This is a genomic window from Niastella yeongjuensis, from assembly GCF_900110245.1.
GTDB lineage: Bacteria > Bacteroidota > Bacteroidia > Chitinophagales > Chitinophagaceae > Niastella > Niastella yeongjuensis.
In genome coordinates, this window is sequence record NZ_FOCZ01000003.1 from 391,771 (window position 1) to 407,074 (window position 15,304).

General features: G+C 44.9%; 13 protein-coding genes. 5 read left to right on the forward strand and 8 right to left on the reverse strand.

Annotation, left to right across the window (positions count from 1 at the left end):
* Nucleotides 1-131: 131 nt before the first annotated feature.
* Both BMX95_RS10065 and BMX95_RS10070 read right to left on the reverse strand, forming a co-directional pair.
* The gene (locus BMX95_RS10065; RefSeq protein ID WP_081204323.1) at nt 132-1,133 is read right to left on the reverse strand and encodes an aldo/keto reductase; all 1,002 of its coding nucleotides are present in this window, start codon (nt 1,131-1,133) and stop codon (nt 132-134) included.
* Between the two features lie 11 nt (nt 1,134-1,144).
* Complete coding sequence (locus tag BMX95_RS10070; RefSeq protein WP_081204325.1) at nt 1,145-1,771, reverse strand: NAD(P)H-dependent oxidoreductase; 627 nt, start codon at nt 1,769-1,771, stop codon at nt 1,145-1,147.
* A gap of 101 nt (nt 1,772-1,872) precedes the next feature.
* Between BMX95_RS10070 and BMX95_RS10075 the strand changes: the two genes are divergently transcribed.
* A complete protein-coding gene (locus tag BMX95_RS10075; protein WP_081204326.1) occupies nt 1,873-2,796 on the forward strand; it encodes a LysR family transcriptional regulator in 924 nt (307 codons plus the stop codon).
* Between the two features lie 5 nt (nt 2,797-2,801).
* Nucleotides 2,802-3,044 carry a hypothetical protein gene (locus BMX95_RS10080; protein WP_081204327.1) on the forward strand — a complete coding sequence of 81 codons (243 nt, stop codon included), beginning with the start codon at nt 2,802-2,804 and terminating at the stop codon, nt 3,042-3,044.
* On the opposite strand, the gene BMX95_RS10085 is transcribed toward BMX95_RS10080, so the two are convergent.
* Entirely contained in the window at nt 2,999-3,520 is a 522-nt protein-coding gene (locus BMX95_RS10085) for a DNA-3-methyladenine glycosylase I (protein WP_242673256.1), read from the reverse strand. The two genes, BMX95_RS10080 and BMX95_RS10085, sit on opposite strands and share 46 nt — an antisense overlap.
* Nucleotides 3,521-3,691: 171 nt before the next feature.
* Nucleotides 3,692-4,318 (reverse strand): DUF7151 family protein, encoded by a 627-nt coding sequence (locus tag BMX95_RS10090; protein WP_081204329.1) that lies wholly within the window; start codon nt 4,316-4,318, stop codon nt 3,692-3,694.
* 192 nt (nt 4,319-4,510) lie between these two features.
* Between BMX95_RS10090 and dusB the strand changes: the two genes are divergently transcribed.
* Nucleotides 4,511-5,548 carry a tRNA dihydrouridine synthase DusB gene (dusB, locus tag BMX95_RS10095; protein ID WP_081204330.1) on the forward strand — a complete coding sequence of 346 codons (1,038 nt, stop codon included), beginning with the start codon at nt 4,511-4,513 and terminating at the stop codon, nt 5,546-5,548.
* Nucleotides 5,549-5,698: 150 nt separating this feature from the next.
* Here the strand turns inward: dusB and BMX95_RS10100 are convergent, their stop codons facing one another.
* Nucleotides 5,699-8,095: a hypothetical protein gene (locus BMX95_RS10100; protein WP_081204331.1), complete on the reverse strand. Its 2,397-nt coding sequence runs from the start codon at nt 8,093-8,095 to the stop codon at nt 5,699-5,701.
* A 104-nt stretch (nt 8,096-8,199) separates the two neighbouring features.
* Nucleotides 8,200-10,746 (reverse strand): phosphocholine-specific phospholipase C, encoded by a 2,547-nt coding sequence (locus BMX95_RS10105; protein ID WP_081204332.1) that lies wholly within the window; start codon nt 10,744-10,746, stop codon nt 8,200-8,202.
* 181 nt (nt 10,747-10,927) lie between these two features.
* On the opposite strand from BMX95_RS10105, the gene BMX95_RS10110 reads away from it, so the two are divergent.
* Nucleotides 10,928-11,710: a hypothetical protein gene (locus BMX95_RS10110; protein ID WP_081204333.1), complete on the forward strand. Its 783-nt coding sequence runs from the start codon at nt 10,928-10,930 to the stop codon at nt 11,708-11,710.
* On the forward strand, nt 11,629-12,150 hold the full coding sequence (locus BMX95_RS10115) for a type IX secretion system membrane protein PorP/SprF (protein ID WP_244898089.1): 522 nt from the start codon (nt 11,629-11,631) through the stop codon (nt 12,148-12,150). The genes BMX95_RS10110 and BMX95_RS10115 overlap by 82 nt, the downstream gene beginning before the upstream one ends.
* A gap of 71 nt (nt 12,151-12,221) precedes the next feature.
* On the opposite strand, the gene BMX95_RS10120 is transcribed toward BMX95_RS10115, so the two are convergent.
* Both BMX95_RS10120 and BMX95_RS10125 read right to left on the reverse strand, forming a co-directional pair.
* Nucleotides 12,222-12,971: a lipocalin family protein gene (locus tag BMX95_RS10120; protein ID WP_133054078.1), complete on the reverse strand. Its 750-nt coding sequence runs from the start codon at nt 12,969-12,971 to the stop codon at nt 12,222-12,224.
* A gap of 268 nt (nt 12,972-13,239) precedes the next feature.
* Nucleotides 13,240-15,234: a T9SS type B sorting domain-containing protein gene (locus BMX95_RS10125; protein WP_242673257.1), complete on the reverse strand. Its 1,995-nt coding sequence runs from the start codon at nt 15,232-15,234 to the stop codon at nt 13,240-13,242.
* Nucleotides 15,235-15,304 lie beyond the last annotated feature (70 nt).

Sequence of the window (15,304 nt, forward strand, 5' to 3'; positions counted from 1 at the left end):
ATGTAAAATAAAATATAATTCAACTATTGTTATGGATAAATTTAGTAAAGCTGATTACTAACGCAGGTTACTGTAACAAATAAAGAACCCGCCGAAGATTGCTTCGGCGGGCTATAACGATACTTCATTTATTACTGTGTTACGGGTACGCTTAATTTTTCTAACTGTTGATCAATAAATCGTAATTCATCGCTTCCAAATGAAAGATCCATAGTTGCAGCATTCTCAATTGCCTGTTGGGCATTTCTGGCGCCTGCCAGCACAACAGAGATTCGGGGTTGCAGGGTTGTCCAGCGTAAAACCAGTTGTGATAGAGATGCCTTTTTATTTTGGGCAATGGGTTCAATAGCCTGTAAGAAAGCTTTTACTTTTTCCAGATCAAACTGTCCAAAGTACCCATTTCGATGGTCATTGTCTTTCAGTTTACTTTCTTTAAAATATTTGCCGGTTAACAAACCTCTTTCCATTGGACTGTATACAATAATGCCTGTATTGGTCTCCTGCGCATAAGGAACCAGATCATTTTCTATTGACCGGTTAAGCATGCTGTAGGAAACCTGATTGCTTGTGAGGTGTAGGGTGCGGTCTGCTTCTTTCATTTGCGTTACACTGTAATTGCTTACACCGGCGGCGCGGACCTTACCCTGTTGTATCAATAGCTCCAGCGCTTCCATGGTTTCACTGATGGGGGTTGAGTTATCGGGCCAGTGCAGTTGCAACAGGTCGACGTAATCGGTACCCAGGCGTTGCAGGCTTTCTTCCAGTTCTTTTATCACGTTGGCTTTGGAAGCATATTTATATATGGGTAGCTTTTTTCCACCGGCTTCTGCATCGAAGAAATATTCACCCTTGCCTTTGTTACTGCCATCCCACACCAGGCCAAATTTGGTCAGGAGTTGAATTGCGGAACGGTCTTTCCCTTTTATCGCTTCTCCAATCATTTCTTCACTTAAGCCAAAGCCATAAAAAGGAGCGGTGTCTATGGTGGTTACGCCACGGTCGAGCGACGCATGTATAGAATCGATAGCTTCTTTTTTTTCTGTGCCGCCCCACATATTGCCACCGATGGCAAATGCGCCATAGGTGATCGCTGACAGTTGTAGGTTGGTATTGCCTAGTTTTCTGTATTCCATTTTAAATCTGTTTAATTATGTTGGTTTATTAACTCGTGTTTGGTGGTTGTTTTGAATACCTGGTTCAGGTGTGCCCGGTACTTTTTCATGTCCCGGTCGATATTGGCGTTCTTTTCTACGTCGTGAAAGTGAAAGCTTTTCAGGGGTTTCATGCCGGTAAAGGCATTCATTCTATGAAACCCAAACAAGGGGCCTTCGTCCACGCTGTGTTCATTAAAGAACTCACCTGGTAATGTGAACGCGGTTTCAGGGGCGTTCCAACTGCTGGTGATCATATACTGTCTGCCATGCAGCATGCCGCCAGTTCCGTAATTGATTGCCGGATTATCTGCTTTTCGACCGTCGCTGTGATAAATACCTTTGTTATGCCCGGCAGTAAATACTTCATCGATGTATTTCTTGAATCCATTTGGCACCTGGAACCACCAGATAGGGGTGTGGTAGATGATGACATCGGCCCAAACGAATTTCTCTACTTCTTCTTTAGGAATATATCCATCGGAGATATTAGTTTGTTTAACTTGCACCTGTTCCTGGTCGCCGAAAAAGGCAAGTGTTTCCGCTGTTACGGTGTGGTTAAACCGGCCACCTGAATGACCGAAATGTTGTCCTGCATTTATAATTAAGATATTTTTCATTTTCCTTCTTTTTAAATTGACAGGGCAAAATTAGACCGGCACCTGGTATTATGGAAATAAGATGATTTATACCTTTGTATCATAAAAATAATAGTTGATGTATGGTTAACCTGGAATGGTACAGGACCTTTAAAGCGATCTACAGAACGGGAACATTAACGGGCGCTGCAGATGCCCTGTTTATTTCACAACCGGGGGTTAGTTTGCATTTGTCTTCGCTGGAGACGTATGTTGGGTACAAACTATTCGATCGTACGGGGCGTAAAATGATCCCTACGGAACGGGGTAAAGTTTTGTACAATGCCATTTCCGATGCATTGACAAAGCTGGAGGATGTGGAGATGAACTTTCAACGGTCAATAGAAAAACATACGCCTACCATTAGTGTAGGGATGTGTTTTGAGACCTTCCAGATCACCCTTGAGCAATATGTTTCCAGACTGCCCTTTAACCTGATCATCAGCTTTGGTGAATATCCTGAGATGCTCGATCAATTAGATAAAGGCATTCTTGACCTGATCATTACTCCCAAAAAAGGAGTTTCCGGAACCATAGAACACGAGGCTTTTTCATCGGAAAATATTGTGCTGGTAGGCGGCAAGGACGTAGACCTCGAAGCGTTCAGAAAAGTTCATAAAACAAAAAACAGGGATAAAACCGAACATTGGCTGAAGCAACAAAAATGGTATGGCACCACGGGCGATATGGAACACCTCTTTAACTTCTGGACGCTGAATTTTGGCAAGAAACCGGAATTCAGACCGAATTATATTGTACCTAACCTGAACTCGATTGTGCGCTGTTTAAGTGGCGGGACAGGCCTGGCCGTGATCCCTGATTTTCTTTGTTATACAGAAATTGAAAGCGGCCAGATAAAGTTGATCTGGGAGGGAGATAAGAAGGTCAAGAATACCCTTTATTTTGGAACAAGAAAGAAAACCACACATCGGGAGGAGATCGACCATATCAAAGTGTTGTTCCGTCAGGTGATGGGAAGGATCAATCAGGGGAAGAAAGGGAAATAAACAACATGGAATCACTTACAAAACATATAGCCGCCCTGTTTAATTTAAGTGAAGAAAATGCCGGGATATTCCTGTCGCAATTATCCAGGATGGAATTAAAGACAAATGAGGTGTTTATTGCTGAAGGACAGGTGCCAGATAGGGTTATTAAAACGGGTAATTGGCGAGCGGTTCAATTTGGGGTTAAAGGCTGGGGGTTAAGCTATTTCTTAGCCCACAGCGGTTTTTTCTTCAACACAATGTTGTAAACGGGACAACCAGGCGCATGAGCTCCGGGCAGGTAACCAGCGCTCATGAGAAACTCATTTACTATTTCGCCGCCGGTGAACTTGAATGTCTTTTTAAACAACTTTACCCATTCTTCTTTTGTTTTGGGATGGTTTTGCTGGAGCCAGTTCTCAAACGAACCAAATTCCTTCTGAAGGGTTACAATGGTTTTGGCATTTTCGATAGCGGCATTTATTTTTAGTTTATTGCGAATAATACCCGCATCGTGCATCAAACGTTCCCGGTCGGCCTCCTTATAGGCAGCCACTTTTTTTATGCTGAAGTTGCTGTAGGCTTTGCGAAAAGATGCTTCCTTCTTCAAAATGGTTTCCCAGCTTAAACCGGCCTGGTTGATCTCCATGATCAAACGGCCAAACAGTTCATCGTCGTCATGAATAGGAAAGCCATAGTAGTTATCATGGTAGTGTTTGTGCAGGCTGCGCCTGGGTTCTTCCATAGATGGGATTACGCTGCAATAAGACATGTGGTAGAGTATTAATGCCTAAAGGTATTAATTGTACGTGGTAATTTTTGTAGCCGGAATGGTATAAGTTGTAGTTGATTGGGTTGGCAAAAAAATAGACTATCCGGGTGGATAGTCTATAAGACAAGAAACCGTCGAACTATATTATTTTTTATATATTTTGAGTGCTGCAGAATATAAGTAGCCGCCTGCCATTTGGTTGTTGGTTCTTAAACCGAAATTTAATTTTACAGGGCCCTTCGGCAGATCCTTTAAAAAATTGACAGTAGTAGATTTTAGTACTCCCTCCTTTGATTGGGTTGTAAGGATTGAATTGGCAATCACCTTGTTATTTGTTTGATCGTATAATTCTACAGAAGTTGTTGCCAGTCCATCGTATGAACTAATATAAGCACTGAATGCAACCGAATCAGCCGGGTAATTTGCGATGTTGAAATCAATGGCCGACAGGGACTCCATTTCATCGGTTAGTTCAATGGCGAGATAAGGACTTGAAGGAATGGGAAAATTTATGATCGTTTCCTTATTGTAAATGCCATTGGCATTACAAACGAAGTCTGTTTTTTGAATTTCGTTGCTGTCCAGCACATTGTTGCTGTTGGCATCGATCCCTGAAACGATCTTGACTCCGCCAACCGCACAATTGACACCGGCTGGTTCAGCTACCTGATTGATCAATGAGTTTTTTCCGGCGGGGCCATCTTCTTTTTTACAGGCTCCGAACATAATACCGGTAATAGCGACGAGAAAAAAGGGCGAACTGATCTTCATAATTACGGTTTGTTTAATAGGATGGTATATATAAACGCAACAAAAATATAAAAGCAAAAAGTCAGTGGCGGATGAATTTGATAAACGTGTCGATTTGGTGGAAAACCGCGCATTTTCTGGCAATAACTGTGTTGCCAACCTTTGATTTTCTAATTTTGCCCCTCCGGTTTTTTACTGCAATTTTGCACCCGAATGGTGCAGATAGGTAATATACAACTCCCTGATTTTCCTTTGTTACTCGCCCCTATGGAGGATGTGAGCGATCCGCCTTTCCGGGTGGTTTGCAAGCGCAATGGGGCCGACCTGGTGTTTACAGAATTCATTTCCAGCGAAGGGTTGATCCGCGACGCCATCCGGTGCCGCCGGAAACTGGATATTTATGATGAGGAACGGCCTACAGGCATTCAATTGTTTGGAGGCGATGAAGAACGCCTGGCGCTGGCTGCGAAGATTGTGGATGTTACGCAGCCCGAACTGCTGGACATCAATTTTGGCTGCCCCGTAAAAGGGATCGTTGCCCAGGGCGCCGGAGCCGGGGTGTTAAGGGATGTTGACCTGATGGTGCGATTGACCGAAGCCTGCGTAAAATCGACCAACCTGCCGGTGACAGTAAAAACCCGCCTGGGTTGGGATGATGATTCCAAAAATATTGAAGAGGTGGCGGAACGCCTGCAGGATGTAGGTATAAAAGCCCTCACTATTCATGGCCGCACCCGCTGCCAGTTGTACAAAGGCGAGGCCGACTGGAGCCTGATTGCCAAAGTAAAGAACAATCCACGAATACATATTCCCATCTTCGGGAACGGAGATATCAATAGTCCGCAGAAAGCGCTTGAATACAAAAACCGCTATGGAGTGGATGGCATCATGATCGGCCGCGCAGTTATCGGGTATCCCTGGCTGTTCAGGGAGATCCGCCACTATCTGCAAACGGGCGAACTATTGCCTGCACCAACCGTATCAGAAAGGGTTGATGTATGCAAACAGCAACTGCATAAATCACTGCAATATAAAGGTCCTGTTGCCGGCATATATGCTATGCGCGGGCATTACCTGCGTTACCTTAAAGGGTTGCCTGGGGTTAAAGAATTTCGCACATCACTAATGACGCTTACGGATCCTGAGGCCATCGCTGCGGTGCTGGATGACATTCTGGTGCGTTATGAAGGGTATACCATGGAGAGAGCGCCTATTGAACTGGTGAACTATCATGAGAATTGTCCTTTGTAATAGGGGGTGATTATTACTTTACAACTTAATGGTTAACACTTGCCGTTACATGTTGCAAGTTACAGGTTGCAGGGCCCGCTTTATTAACCTTGTAACCTGTAACTTGAAACCCGTAACCATTACTTAAGTGTGCCACAAATTGTTTTTACCTCAATGCTGGTTATTATCCAGATTTATATTCACCCGTAACGCTTTCAATCCGCTTACACCCTGTAATTCTTCCAGCTCCAGGAATTCGATTCCCGGCTGTAACAATCTTTTGTTTTGTAAAAACAGGATGTATTCCTGGTATTCCTCGGCTTCTTTAGGGTTGCTGTAAACCATGGCTATCTTTCCCGGTTGTGTTAGTCTTTCCTGGGTACCGCGAATATGTACTTTATCGAGCCTTTTTTTCATGATCTCATAGCGAATGTTATAAGACCCTTCCACATCAAACCGCCGTTCGTCGCGACGGAAGCTGATACTCATGGGTTGGCTGTGTATTAATATCAACTGTGTTGTTTGCAGTGGAACGGGCAGCGTTGGCTGCATGGCGTGTATCATTTGCGCAATCTCGGCCATGGAGGTTAGCTGAAACAACTGAATATTCTTCAGGAACAACATATTGAACGGATTGTGCGGGGCGATGGACTGCCCGATGTAGATCGTGTATTCAACTCCGTCTGTTCTGTATCTTTCAAAATAGTGCGGATACGATTGCTGCATGATGGCCTCCTGCTGCTGGAAGGTTTTTAATACCGCATTGTTGATAGTGGCAAGGGAGATTTCATAGTCGTTCCGGTTGCGATATAAATACCCACTGAAATCATTTACATGAACGAAGTAATTATTGATGATGTCCTGCATTTGCGGGTGACTGCTTTTCAGGTGCTTCAACACCGTATGTACTTCATTGTTGAAGAACTCTGAAATGCGCACTTCATCTTCTGCTGTTACCGTTTGGGCAATGGCCTGCCGGAAATTGAAATTCTTGAATTTTAATCCTTCCAGTAAAGGCAGTGGGAAACGGGTCTGCAGCTGGTCGAACGTTTCATCGACCAGGTCGATGTGTTCCATCAGGTCTTTTTGAAGTGCCCGGCTGCGTTCTACTGAAGAGTTGCGGATATCGATGGCGCCGTATAGCGGGTATACGTTGTCGAATACAACGTTACCCGATACGGGCGCTTCTTTGTATTGCTCTTTGTGCATATATTCCCAGGCCACTTCTGCAAACTTCCATTCCACTGAAGGTTGCAGGGCCGTAAATTTTTCCTTGATGATCTTTTCAATGCGATAGGAAAAGGTATCCCGGTTTTTCAGAAAGGCCAGTGAGATCAACGGCATTGCTTTCTCTACCCGGTTCATAACGTCCTGGTCTAACTGGTTGGGAATGGGCGAGGCCAGTTCCAGGATACCCAGTAAACCGTCGTCGTTTTGTATGGGAATGATGATATAACTCCTTATGCCTGCATCGATGAGTATTTGTGTAAAGGGAGCTACCTCCACCACTTTTTCATCGAGTATGGAAAGCGGCATTGGCGCGGGGTGCTCGCTAAAAAATTCTATGCATTTGTGGTAGGTATTAATACTATCCGCATCTGCAGTTCTCCATTTCTTTCCCAAAATACCATATTGGGAACAGGTTTCATCGAGCACAAACCGGTTGTTGAGTTGTAAAAAAGGTGTTAACCCAACCTCTACATCATTGAGGCCAACAAGTGCCTGGATATTGTTTTTGAGTTCATTAATGATGCCGGTGTCGCAGGCTTCCGAGCGCAACAGCACCCGTTTGATGGAATCCAGTGATTCCTGCAGGGTGAAGTCTTCGGCTATCCATACGCCAAAGCCTTCCACTTCAAACAGCTCGAGTGGCATTTTTTCCAGTTGCCGTTCAAGATCTAAGATGCGCAGTGTATTTAAACATACCCCGCAATCCTGTATTTGCGGCAGCTCGCCTTTGGCACTGATATCGATAAACCGGCGGTCGTACCTCAGTTTGTAATAACGCCGCATGCCGGTAGTTTTATCTACTACCGGGTACACGAGGTAGGGCGCTTCATTCAGTTTTATATTGTAGAACTTTTCGAGAATGTGTTCATACATAAGTGCGCACTGGGCCTGTTTAAGATAATCTTCTGTTGCATTTTCGGGCAACAGAAAATGTTCTTCTGTTTCATCGATAAACAATTTCCTGAACGGAGTAGAGTAGTTGAAGATCGAAAATTCGTAAGGCACACTCATGGTGAACATATTTTTTTCATGTTCACTAACTACGGGGAAAAGCGTGGTACCTAACATATCGAGCAGGTCCTGGTGTTCATCCAGGATATGCGAATCAGTAAGCGGCTGTAATAAAGCTGGTGTTTCTTCAAATTTTTCTATAAGGTAATTGTATATTCTCGACCGGGTATTGGAACCCTCGTGTAGTTTTTCTTTTAAATAATTTACAAATGGCCGGAAGGATATCTTGCTATCGATAGACAGGCTGTTATCAACATGTTCTCTATTAGCTGCAAGGATGTTCACTTTGTTAACAGAGCCTATGGCAGGAGCAAACAGATCCGACATAACGGAAATTTTAGCAGTGAGTAAAAAAATGACTATCTATAAAGTTACTAATTTACCCCTGCTGAAATGCTGACCGCCGTCACTGTTTTGCTCCTGATGTATTGTTATACAACCCTGCCCATAAAGGGATCGGTTTTACCCGGTTGTCCATCCTCCAGGTGGCCGGCAAAACGTTGTTCAAATTGTGTATAGCCTTTTATTTTAATTGTAAAGTCGTACCAGCCAAAGCTTTGGGTGAGCGCGAACGACGTTGCTGTTACATTGAATTGTTTAGCACTACCAGCCATTACAGAACCTTTTATAACAGGTAATTTGTATGCATTGTCAATAATTTCAAATGCTATCTTTTTCGGCTCATAATTCATAAATGAGAACGCAAGTTTAACCGGCTGGCTGGGGCCCTGTACCCTAATTTCAGGGGAGCAGACGATTTCTACACGTGGGTCACCAGCCAGGCCTTTGAATTCTCTAAAGAAGCCATTAGGGCCATACACCTGTAAATGGTAAGTGTTGTTTGCAAAATCATTCAGTTGCCAGTGATCCTCTACAGATTGGCCGGGTGCTACAGCATAGGCCCGGTTGGCCATCGTTTGTTGTTGATATTGGGCTGGTGCGTAAATATGAAAGGGTGAACCAGCCGATTGTTTACCGAAGGTGGTGTCGCTGGTTCCCATTTTGATCTGTACGGTTTTCCTGTCTTCCGATAATTTACAATTGGCATGCAATTCATACGGCAGTGCGCAGGCGTTGCGAATGCCTTTTTCCTGTTGTGGCATCAATGAGGAACTCCAGGGCGCTTTATTGATGGCGGCTATTTCATCGGCCGTCAACTTTTTATAATTGGAAGGCAGTGGGCGGAATTGTGCTTTGTGAATGCCTTCAATAAATTCATCTCTTTCAAGAAATTCGGGGAGCGTGATCTTTTCTCCATCATAAGGCCTGAATACTGAGGTGAGGTCGCCACACACCGTACGCCGCCATTGGGAGATATTGGGTTCTTCGATCTTCTTTCCGGTTTTGTTCGATAAGAACGCTTCGAGAAACTGTATAGAAGAAGTATGATCAAACACTTGTGAATTCACCCAGCCCCCGCGACTCCAGGGCGATGCTACCACCATTGGTACACGATAACCCAGCCCGATGGAACTTTCACGCGCCTGTTCCTTGATGGATTGCTGGTCGTTATTGGCCACATAATCTACACCGGTATTGATGCCGGCTGAGGTTAACCCGGTTGACGCTTTATGCGGATGCGGCGCTACGAATGGCGGGATGTGATCGTAGTAACCATCGTTTTCATCATAGGTCAATATGAAGATGGTTTTCTTCCAAACCTCGGGATTTTGCGTTAAAATATCCAGTACCTCACTGATGTACCATACGCCAAACCAGGCGGCCGACGGATGGTCAGAGAAATTCTCGGGCGCCACCAGCCACGATACGGTGGGCAGGGTACCGTTCTTTACATCGTCCCTGAACTGTTGCAGCACATCGCCCTTAGGGGCCTTCATTTGCCGTTCTGTATCGCCATCTTTATAAGTAATGTTGGTAAGCTCGTGGTAGTTAGGGTCTTTTATATTAGTATCAAATGCTTTTTTGTGCAGGGCTTTTTCCCGGGCTGTCAGGCGGTCGAAATTTTCCCTGGTGTATTTTTTTTGATCGGCTTCTATAACGGCCATTTGTCTTTTGAGTTCATCTAACCTCTTCCTGGTTTTATCCATTTCTGTAGTGGCTGCACCGGATGGCAAAGATTGTAACAGGGCTTCTGTTTTTTTGATTGCTGCTGCTGTGTCCGCTGCTGCCTTGGGCAGGTTGTCGATATAAGCCGGATGAAATTTTACATTATATTGCGTGAAGTATTCCAACGGGTTGTCGCCAAAATTGGCCAGCCAGCTGTCTTCTTCGCCGGTAAAACCAACGCCCACGCTTAACTCATTCTGATACACTTTCCAGGATATGCCATTTTCTTCTAATCTTTCAGGAAAGGTGGTCCAGCTAACCATGGTATTATAATCGGCATCTTCATTCCAAACGTTGGCTTGTGCGTTTTCTTCCTGCTTATCCCTGATGGTGCCGCTCCAGAAGAACAGACGGTTAGGTGTAGTGCCGGTGAGTGACGAACAAAAGTTGTGGTCACACACCGTAAAGGCATCGGCCAAAGCATAATAGAATGGAATGTCTTCCCGGGTATGAAAACCCATGGTCAATGGCATGGCACGGTAATCTTTATTGCCTGAATGTTTAGCCTCCAGCCATTTATCGTAATGGCCGTTGTTGCGGGCATCAACCTGGTTGGCCCAGGAGTGGGGGAGGGAGCTCATCCAGGTGGCTTTGGTGTTATGAATATCGAGGCGGAAGGGCGCATAGGTTTCGCCTTCTATATTGGATTGCAGCCACACCAGGTTCTTATTGGGTAAACGGATAGCCCGCGGGTCGTTAAAACCCCGTACGCCCTGCAGGGAGCCAAAGGCATGATCGAACGACCGGTTCTCCTGCATCAGGAATACGATGTGCTCAGCATCTTTCCAGGTGCTCCCGGCTTCGGGATCGATGGCCAGTGCTTTGGCAATAGAAGCCGGTAATAATTGCATTAATCCGGCGCCACCTGTTAGCAGGGATGCTTTTTTAAGGAATTCTCTGCGGGTATCCATAGTGTATTTTGATTGTTAGTGCCTGATAAAAATAAACGGATTAGCCATTCCGTCTTTTGAAAGTATGAAAAATTAAACAGATGTTAATAAAGGATGGTCAGCACTTACAATAATTGCACAGTATTTGCCAAGTATAATCAAACAAGTCCCTTCCCGCCGTTAATTCGTTAACCTATGACCTATGAAGGGGATCTTTACATTATTATTTTTTGTACTGCTATTGCATCATCTTACGCATGCCCAGGCTGGTACCTGTCCCGCCAATATTAATTTTGAAGCAGGCTCACTGCAAAACTTGAACTGTTATGTAGGAACAACCAGTGTTCAGAATAATGATAATATTATAACGGTCAATCCTTCGGCGCCGGTCACCGGCAGGCATATGTTATATGCCAAAGCCGCTGCCACAGTCGTTGATCCGTATGGGTTATTTCCGGTGAACCCACCCGATGGCAGTGGGTATGCCGTGCGATTGGGCAACAATATCAATGGCTCCGAAGCGGAGCGCATGACCTACGAGTTTACTGTTCCCGCCAATGCGAACGACGCCACCTTTACTTACCGGTATGCCGTGGTATTCCAGGACCCTGGCCATAACCCGAATGAACAGCCCCGGTTTATTGCCCGTATTCTCGATGTGCAAACAAACAGCTACCTGCCCTGTGCTTCCAATGAATATATTGCTACGGCATCGCTGCCGGGGTTTCAGACCTCACGGGTTGATGCAGCCGTGAAATTTAAACCCTGGTCATCCGTATTTATAAATCTCGGTGCATATGGCGGCAAACGGCTGAAAGTAGAGTTTACTACAGCCGATTGTACCAAAGGTGCCCATTGGGGTTATGCGTATGTTGATGTAGGGGAATGTAACGTCACTGCTTGTTGCGCAATCCGGCGCTGGCTGGTATTTTCTCGGGTAATTTTCGACTTACGGGTGCCTATCGCAATCAATGGCAGAGTGTAACGGTGCCTTATAGAACGATGGCGGTAAGTGGCGAGTGTAAAATGTTGCGGGGTTTTTCTAATGGCGATTTTATCACTGCGGGTCTGCAGGCTACCAATGACGTGGCGGGTGATTCTAAATTACAACGTACCCAGGTGTTCCCGGTTATTAATTACCACAAACTGTTGAACGAGGATAAAACCACATTTATTTCCCTTGCATTTATGGGTGGTCCGGTGAGTGAGCATTTTGATATTACCAAACTGCGGTTCGATGACCAGTATGTTAATGGGGCTTATAGGATGGCAAATGCCACCCGGCAGCAATTCAGTAATACCGGTTTTACTTATTGGGATACTTCGGCAGGTATTAGTGAAAAAAGCGGAACTCACGTTGTTTGCTCAATTAGGGGCAGCGAATACAAACACTGGAACGATGGGGTGGACGTGGAGATAAAGTGACCACTCACAAGAAAAATCCTCTCGACTGATCGGGAGGATTTTTTATAATTTAACCGGTATATTAAGGAGGCCTACAGTAATTTGGTAGAGAATTTCCAAAGTTCTTCGGTATATCCGCTGATCAGCACCAGTTGGGTAGGGCTGATACTTTTAATATTCCAGATCCGTTGTTGGTTTTCGATGGTTACAATAATTGACTTATTGTCGGGACCAAACGCCCATTTACCGCTTTCTGTAACTTTTAAACTTTGTGCTTCATATACGCCGTTGCTTTTAAAATAAGCATAGGCACCTCTTATGAGGGTACTCGCCATTTTTAACTGGGCTTCTGAGCGGCCCGGTACTTCACGACGCGTTAAAAACCATTTTTTGCTGATCTGGCTTTTGGTAACGGAAACAGTCTTGATATCGGGTAGAGGTTGTTCAACATTATCGGATTCGGTTACATTTGTTCTGGCCATGATAAAAGAGCCCTCACCCAGGGTAAGGATCAATTTGTCTGCACTCAGGCCTATGATCTGAGATTCGTTTGAATTTCCTTTGTATGATGTTATTCTAACTTTGCTTGTAGCTTCGTTCAGGCTCCAGACACCTTCGTCGATGTTATTCATCACAAAAGCCTTGTAGTGATTGTTGGCTTTGAAGTAAAAAGTCATGTTTCCGAAATACTCATTAGCGATTCTCAGTGTGGCAGTATCGTATCTGTGTTTATTGTAAACGTCAACATATTTCCATTTACCAACCAGGGAGTCAGTTTTTTGGGCTTGAACGGATAGTGATAAACCAATAGGAATTAGGAATAGGAATCTAAGTCTAGTCATGTTTGTGGTTTGTACGGTAGTTCCTGGCGCTTTGCCCATTACTGGGCTAATACCATAACGCAAATCAGGGCCGGGTAATTGCACCTTTAGGGTAAATTTTGCGGGGGAAGGTAATAACTTTATGGCATCAGTGCAAAGGAATTAGTAAACAGCCGCTGTTCTCCCTGCAGGATCAGCCATGGTATTGGGTTTCTATAAGAGGGAATTGCGTGAATAATTTTTTTCCGGTGTTTACACAATAAAATTAATGCTGTTCCTTTGTGTGTGATTATCTGATCAATACAGTGGTGCCGCGTTTAAAAACCTTTTCACCGGTATCTATCAAAGTATACCTCAGCAACCATACAAACACCCCGGTTGGTTGCTGCTGTCCATTGAAACGGCCATCCCATTTATTCGTCCAGTTGTTGGTGCGGAAAACAATTTGTCCATACCGGTTATAGATGATAAACTCCAGGTTGGAGGCTTTCCAGGCATTGAGGGGATACAAAAAGTCGTTATGGCCATCGCCATTTGGGGTAAACCCATTAGGAACGGTAATATAGCAGCTGTATACTACTTTCATTTGCTTTACGGTCGTATCAAAGCAATGCAGATCATTTTCAACAATAAGCCTTACCGGGTAGATCCTTTCCCTGCCGCCGGTTACCTGGGGATAGGTTTCCGGCAGGGGATTTTGTAATAAGCTGGTATTTCCATTCCCGAAATTCCAGTTCCATCCTATGATCTTGCCGATGCTGCTGTCGGTGAATACCGCTTTGTCTTCCGGGCATAATACTGCCGGTAAACCAAAGTGTGCTTCCAGGGTATTATCGAGTAGTATTGTAGCCGTTGAAGTATCGGCGCACACATCATTCGAGACGATCAGTTGCACCTGTTTGGGACCAAATACGCTCCAGGTGAAACTTGGGTTTTGATCGTTGCTTTTGCCATCGCCATCAAAGTTCCATTTCCATCTGTTTACATCGTTGTCGCCATCATGCGAGAACTTAACAGAATCAATCTTACAAGCCAGGTATAATTTGTAGGTAAAGTCGGCGTTCACGGTGTCAGCGGTTGAAAAAGTTTCGTAAGCGCCGGGAAGTGTCTGCTGACCGCAATCATCTATGATGGTATTGCCATCAGTACCTGTTTTCAGGGTTATGCGATAATTACCTGCAGATTGGATGGGGGCTGATAATTGTACAAAAATGGAAGTGGCAACACCTCCTACGCATTTACCGGCAGCACCGGTTACTTTAACGGGAGTAGAGCCTGATATAGTAAAATCACTGCCATCGGCGGCAATAGAGTTACAATTTATGGGCCGGCGAAAAACAAGTTCTACTTTGTTAGGTGCACAGCCAACGGGTCTAATACTGTCTAATGGTGTTGGCTGTACAGGGTCAACAACAAAGTTGATGTGGTTACCGGCCGTCATCATTTGGTCACAGTTGTCCAACAGGGTATTGCCATCCGTGCCAGTTTGAACAGTGATCCGATAAGTGTTAGGGGGCAATGCGTTGCTCATGGTAAGTACCACGGTATCCATATCGAAGCTGTTGCTGCAGCCAACAGCGGTGGCAGAGACGATTCTTGCCCGTGCCGGTGATAATCTGAATTCGCTGCCATCGGCCGACAGGCTGCTGCATTTTATTTTTTTGTTCATGATCAGCGTTACCGTAACTCCGCCACAGCTGGCCCAGCTCCCCGCAAGGTCTGGTTCCAGGGGATCTGTGATAGAACCGGTTCCACCGCCAAAGGATAATTTGTACCCGCTTTGTGAATCGGTAAAATGACTGATCAGTAACAGGTAGGTATGCCCTTCCTGTATGGCAGGCATGGTACTGAATGAGTTTTTATTATTAGCGGGATCTGAAGAGCATTGAATATAAGGCACGCCTGAATTGGAAGCACCCGTTACCCCAAAGGTTCCGGCCCAGTTACCGGTAACAATCAGTGAGGTGTTGGTAAAGACTTCATCCGCTTCGCGACCGGTTATATCGAATAACATCCAATCGTAATCGTCGCCCAGGTCGTTTGGTGTAATGAGGAAACCTAAAGTACCCGTTTTATAGCAGGTGAAACGATACCAGAATGGGTTTTTATCGCCGTAAGCGGCGCCATCATCACAACCAGGAACGTAAAGATTGTGATAGCCGCAAATGGGTACAGTTTGTTGTGAAAAAGTATCAGCACCGCATACCGGAAAGGCCGTTGAAGGGGTTTGGCCAAGGGTAGTACAGTCCTGTGCACACAGGGTATTACATATTAGCAAAACCACAACCAACCCAATTAATCTCATATGCATATTTCGATAGACCTAAAAAATTGTGCTAACGTTGCAACATACG

Coding starts and splice junctions, on each gene's coding strand:
- BMX95_RS10080 (WP_081204327.1), top strand. CDS start 2,802: ATGGAATCACTTACAAAACATATAGCCGCCCTGTTTAATTTAAGTGAA.
- BMX95_RS10085 (WP_242673256.1), bottom strand. CDS start 3,520: ATGGAAGAACCCAGGCGCAGCCTGCACAAACACTACCATGATAACTAC.
- BMX95_RS10105 (WP_081204332.1), bottom strand. CDS start 10,746: ATGGATACCCGCAGAGAATTCCTTAAAAAAGCATCCCTGCTAACAGGT.
- BMX95_RS10110 (WP_081204333.1), top strand. CDS start 10,928: ATGAAGGGGATCTTTACATTATTATTTTTTGTACTGCTATTGCATCAT.
- BMX95_RS10070 (WP_081204325.1), bottom strand. CDS start 1,771: ATGAAAAATATCTTAATTATAAATGCAGGACAACATTTCGGTCATTCA.
- BMX95_RS10120 (WP_133054078.1), bottom strand. CDS start 12,971: ATGACTAGACTTAGATTCCTATTCCTAATTCCTATTGGTTTATCACTA.
- dusB (WP_081204330.1), top strand. CDS start 4,511: ATGGTGCAGATAGGTAATATACAACTCCCTGATTTTCCTTTGTTACTC.
- BMX95_RS10090 (WP_081204329.1), bottom strand. CDS start 4,318: ATGAAGATCAGTTCGCCCTTTTTTCTCGTCGCTATTACCGGTATTATG.
- BMX95_RS10075 (WP_081204326.1), top strand. CDS start 1,873: ATGGTTAACCTGGAATGGTACAGGACCTTTAAAGCGATCTACAGAACG.
- BMX95_RS10065 (WP_081204323.1), bottom strand. CDS start 1,133: ATGGAATACAGAAAACTAGGCAATACCAACCTACAACTGTCAGCGATC.
- BMX95_RS10100 (WP_081204331.1), bottom strand. CDS start 8,095: ATGTCGGATCTGTTTGCTCCTGCCATAGGCTCTGTTAACAAAGTGAAC.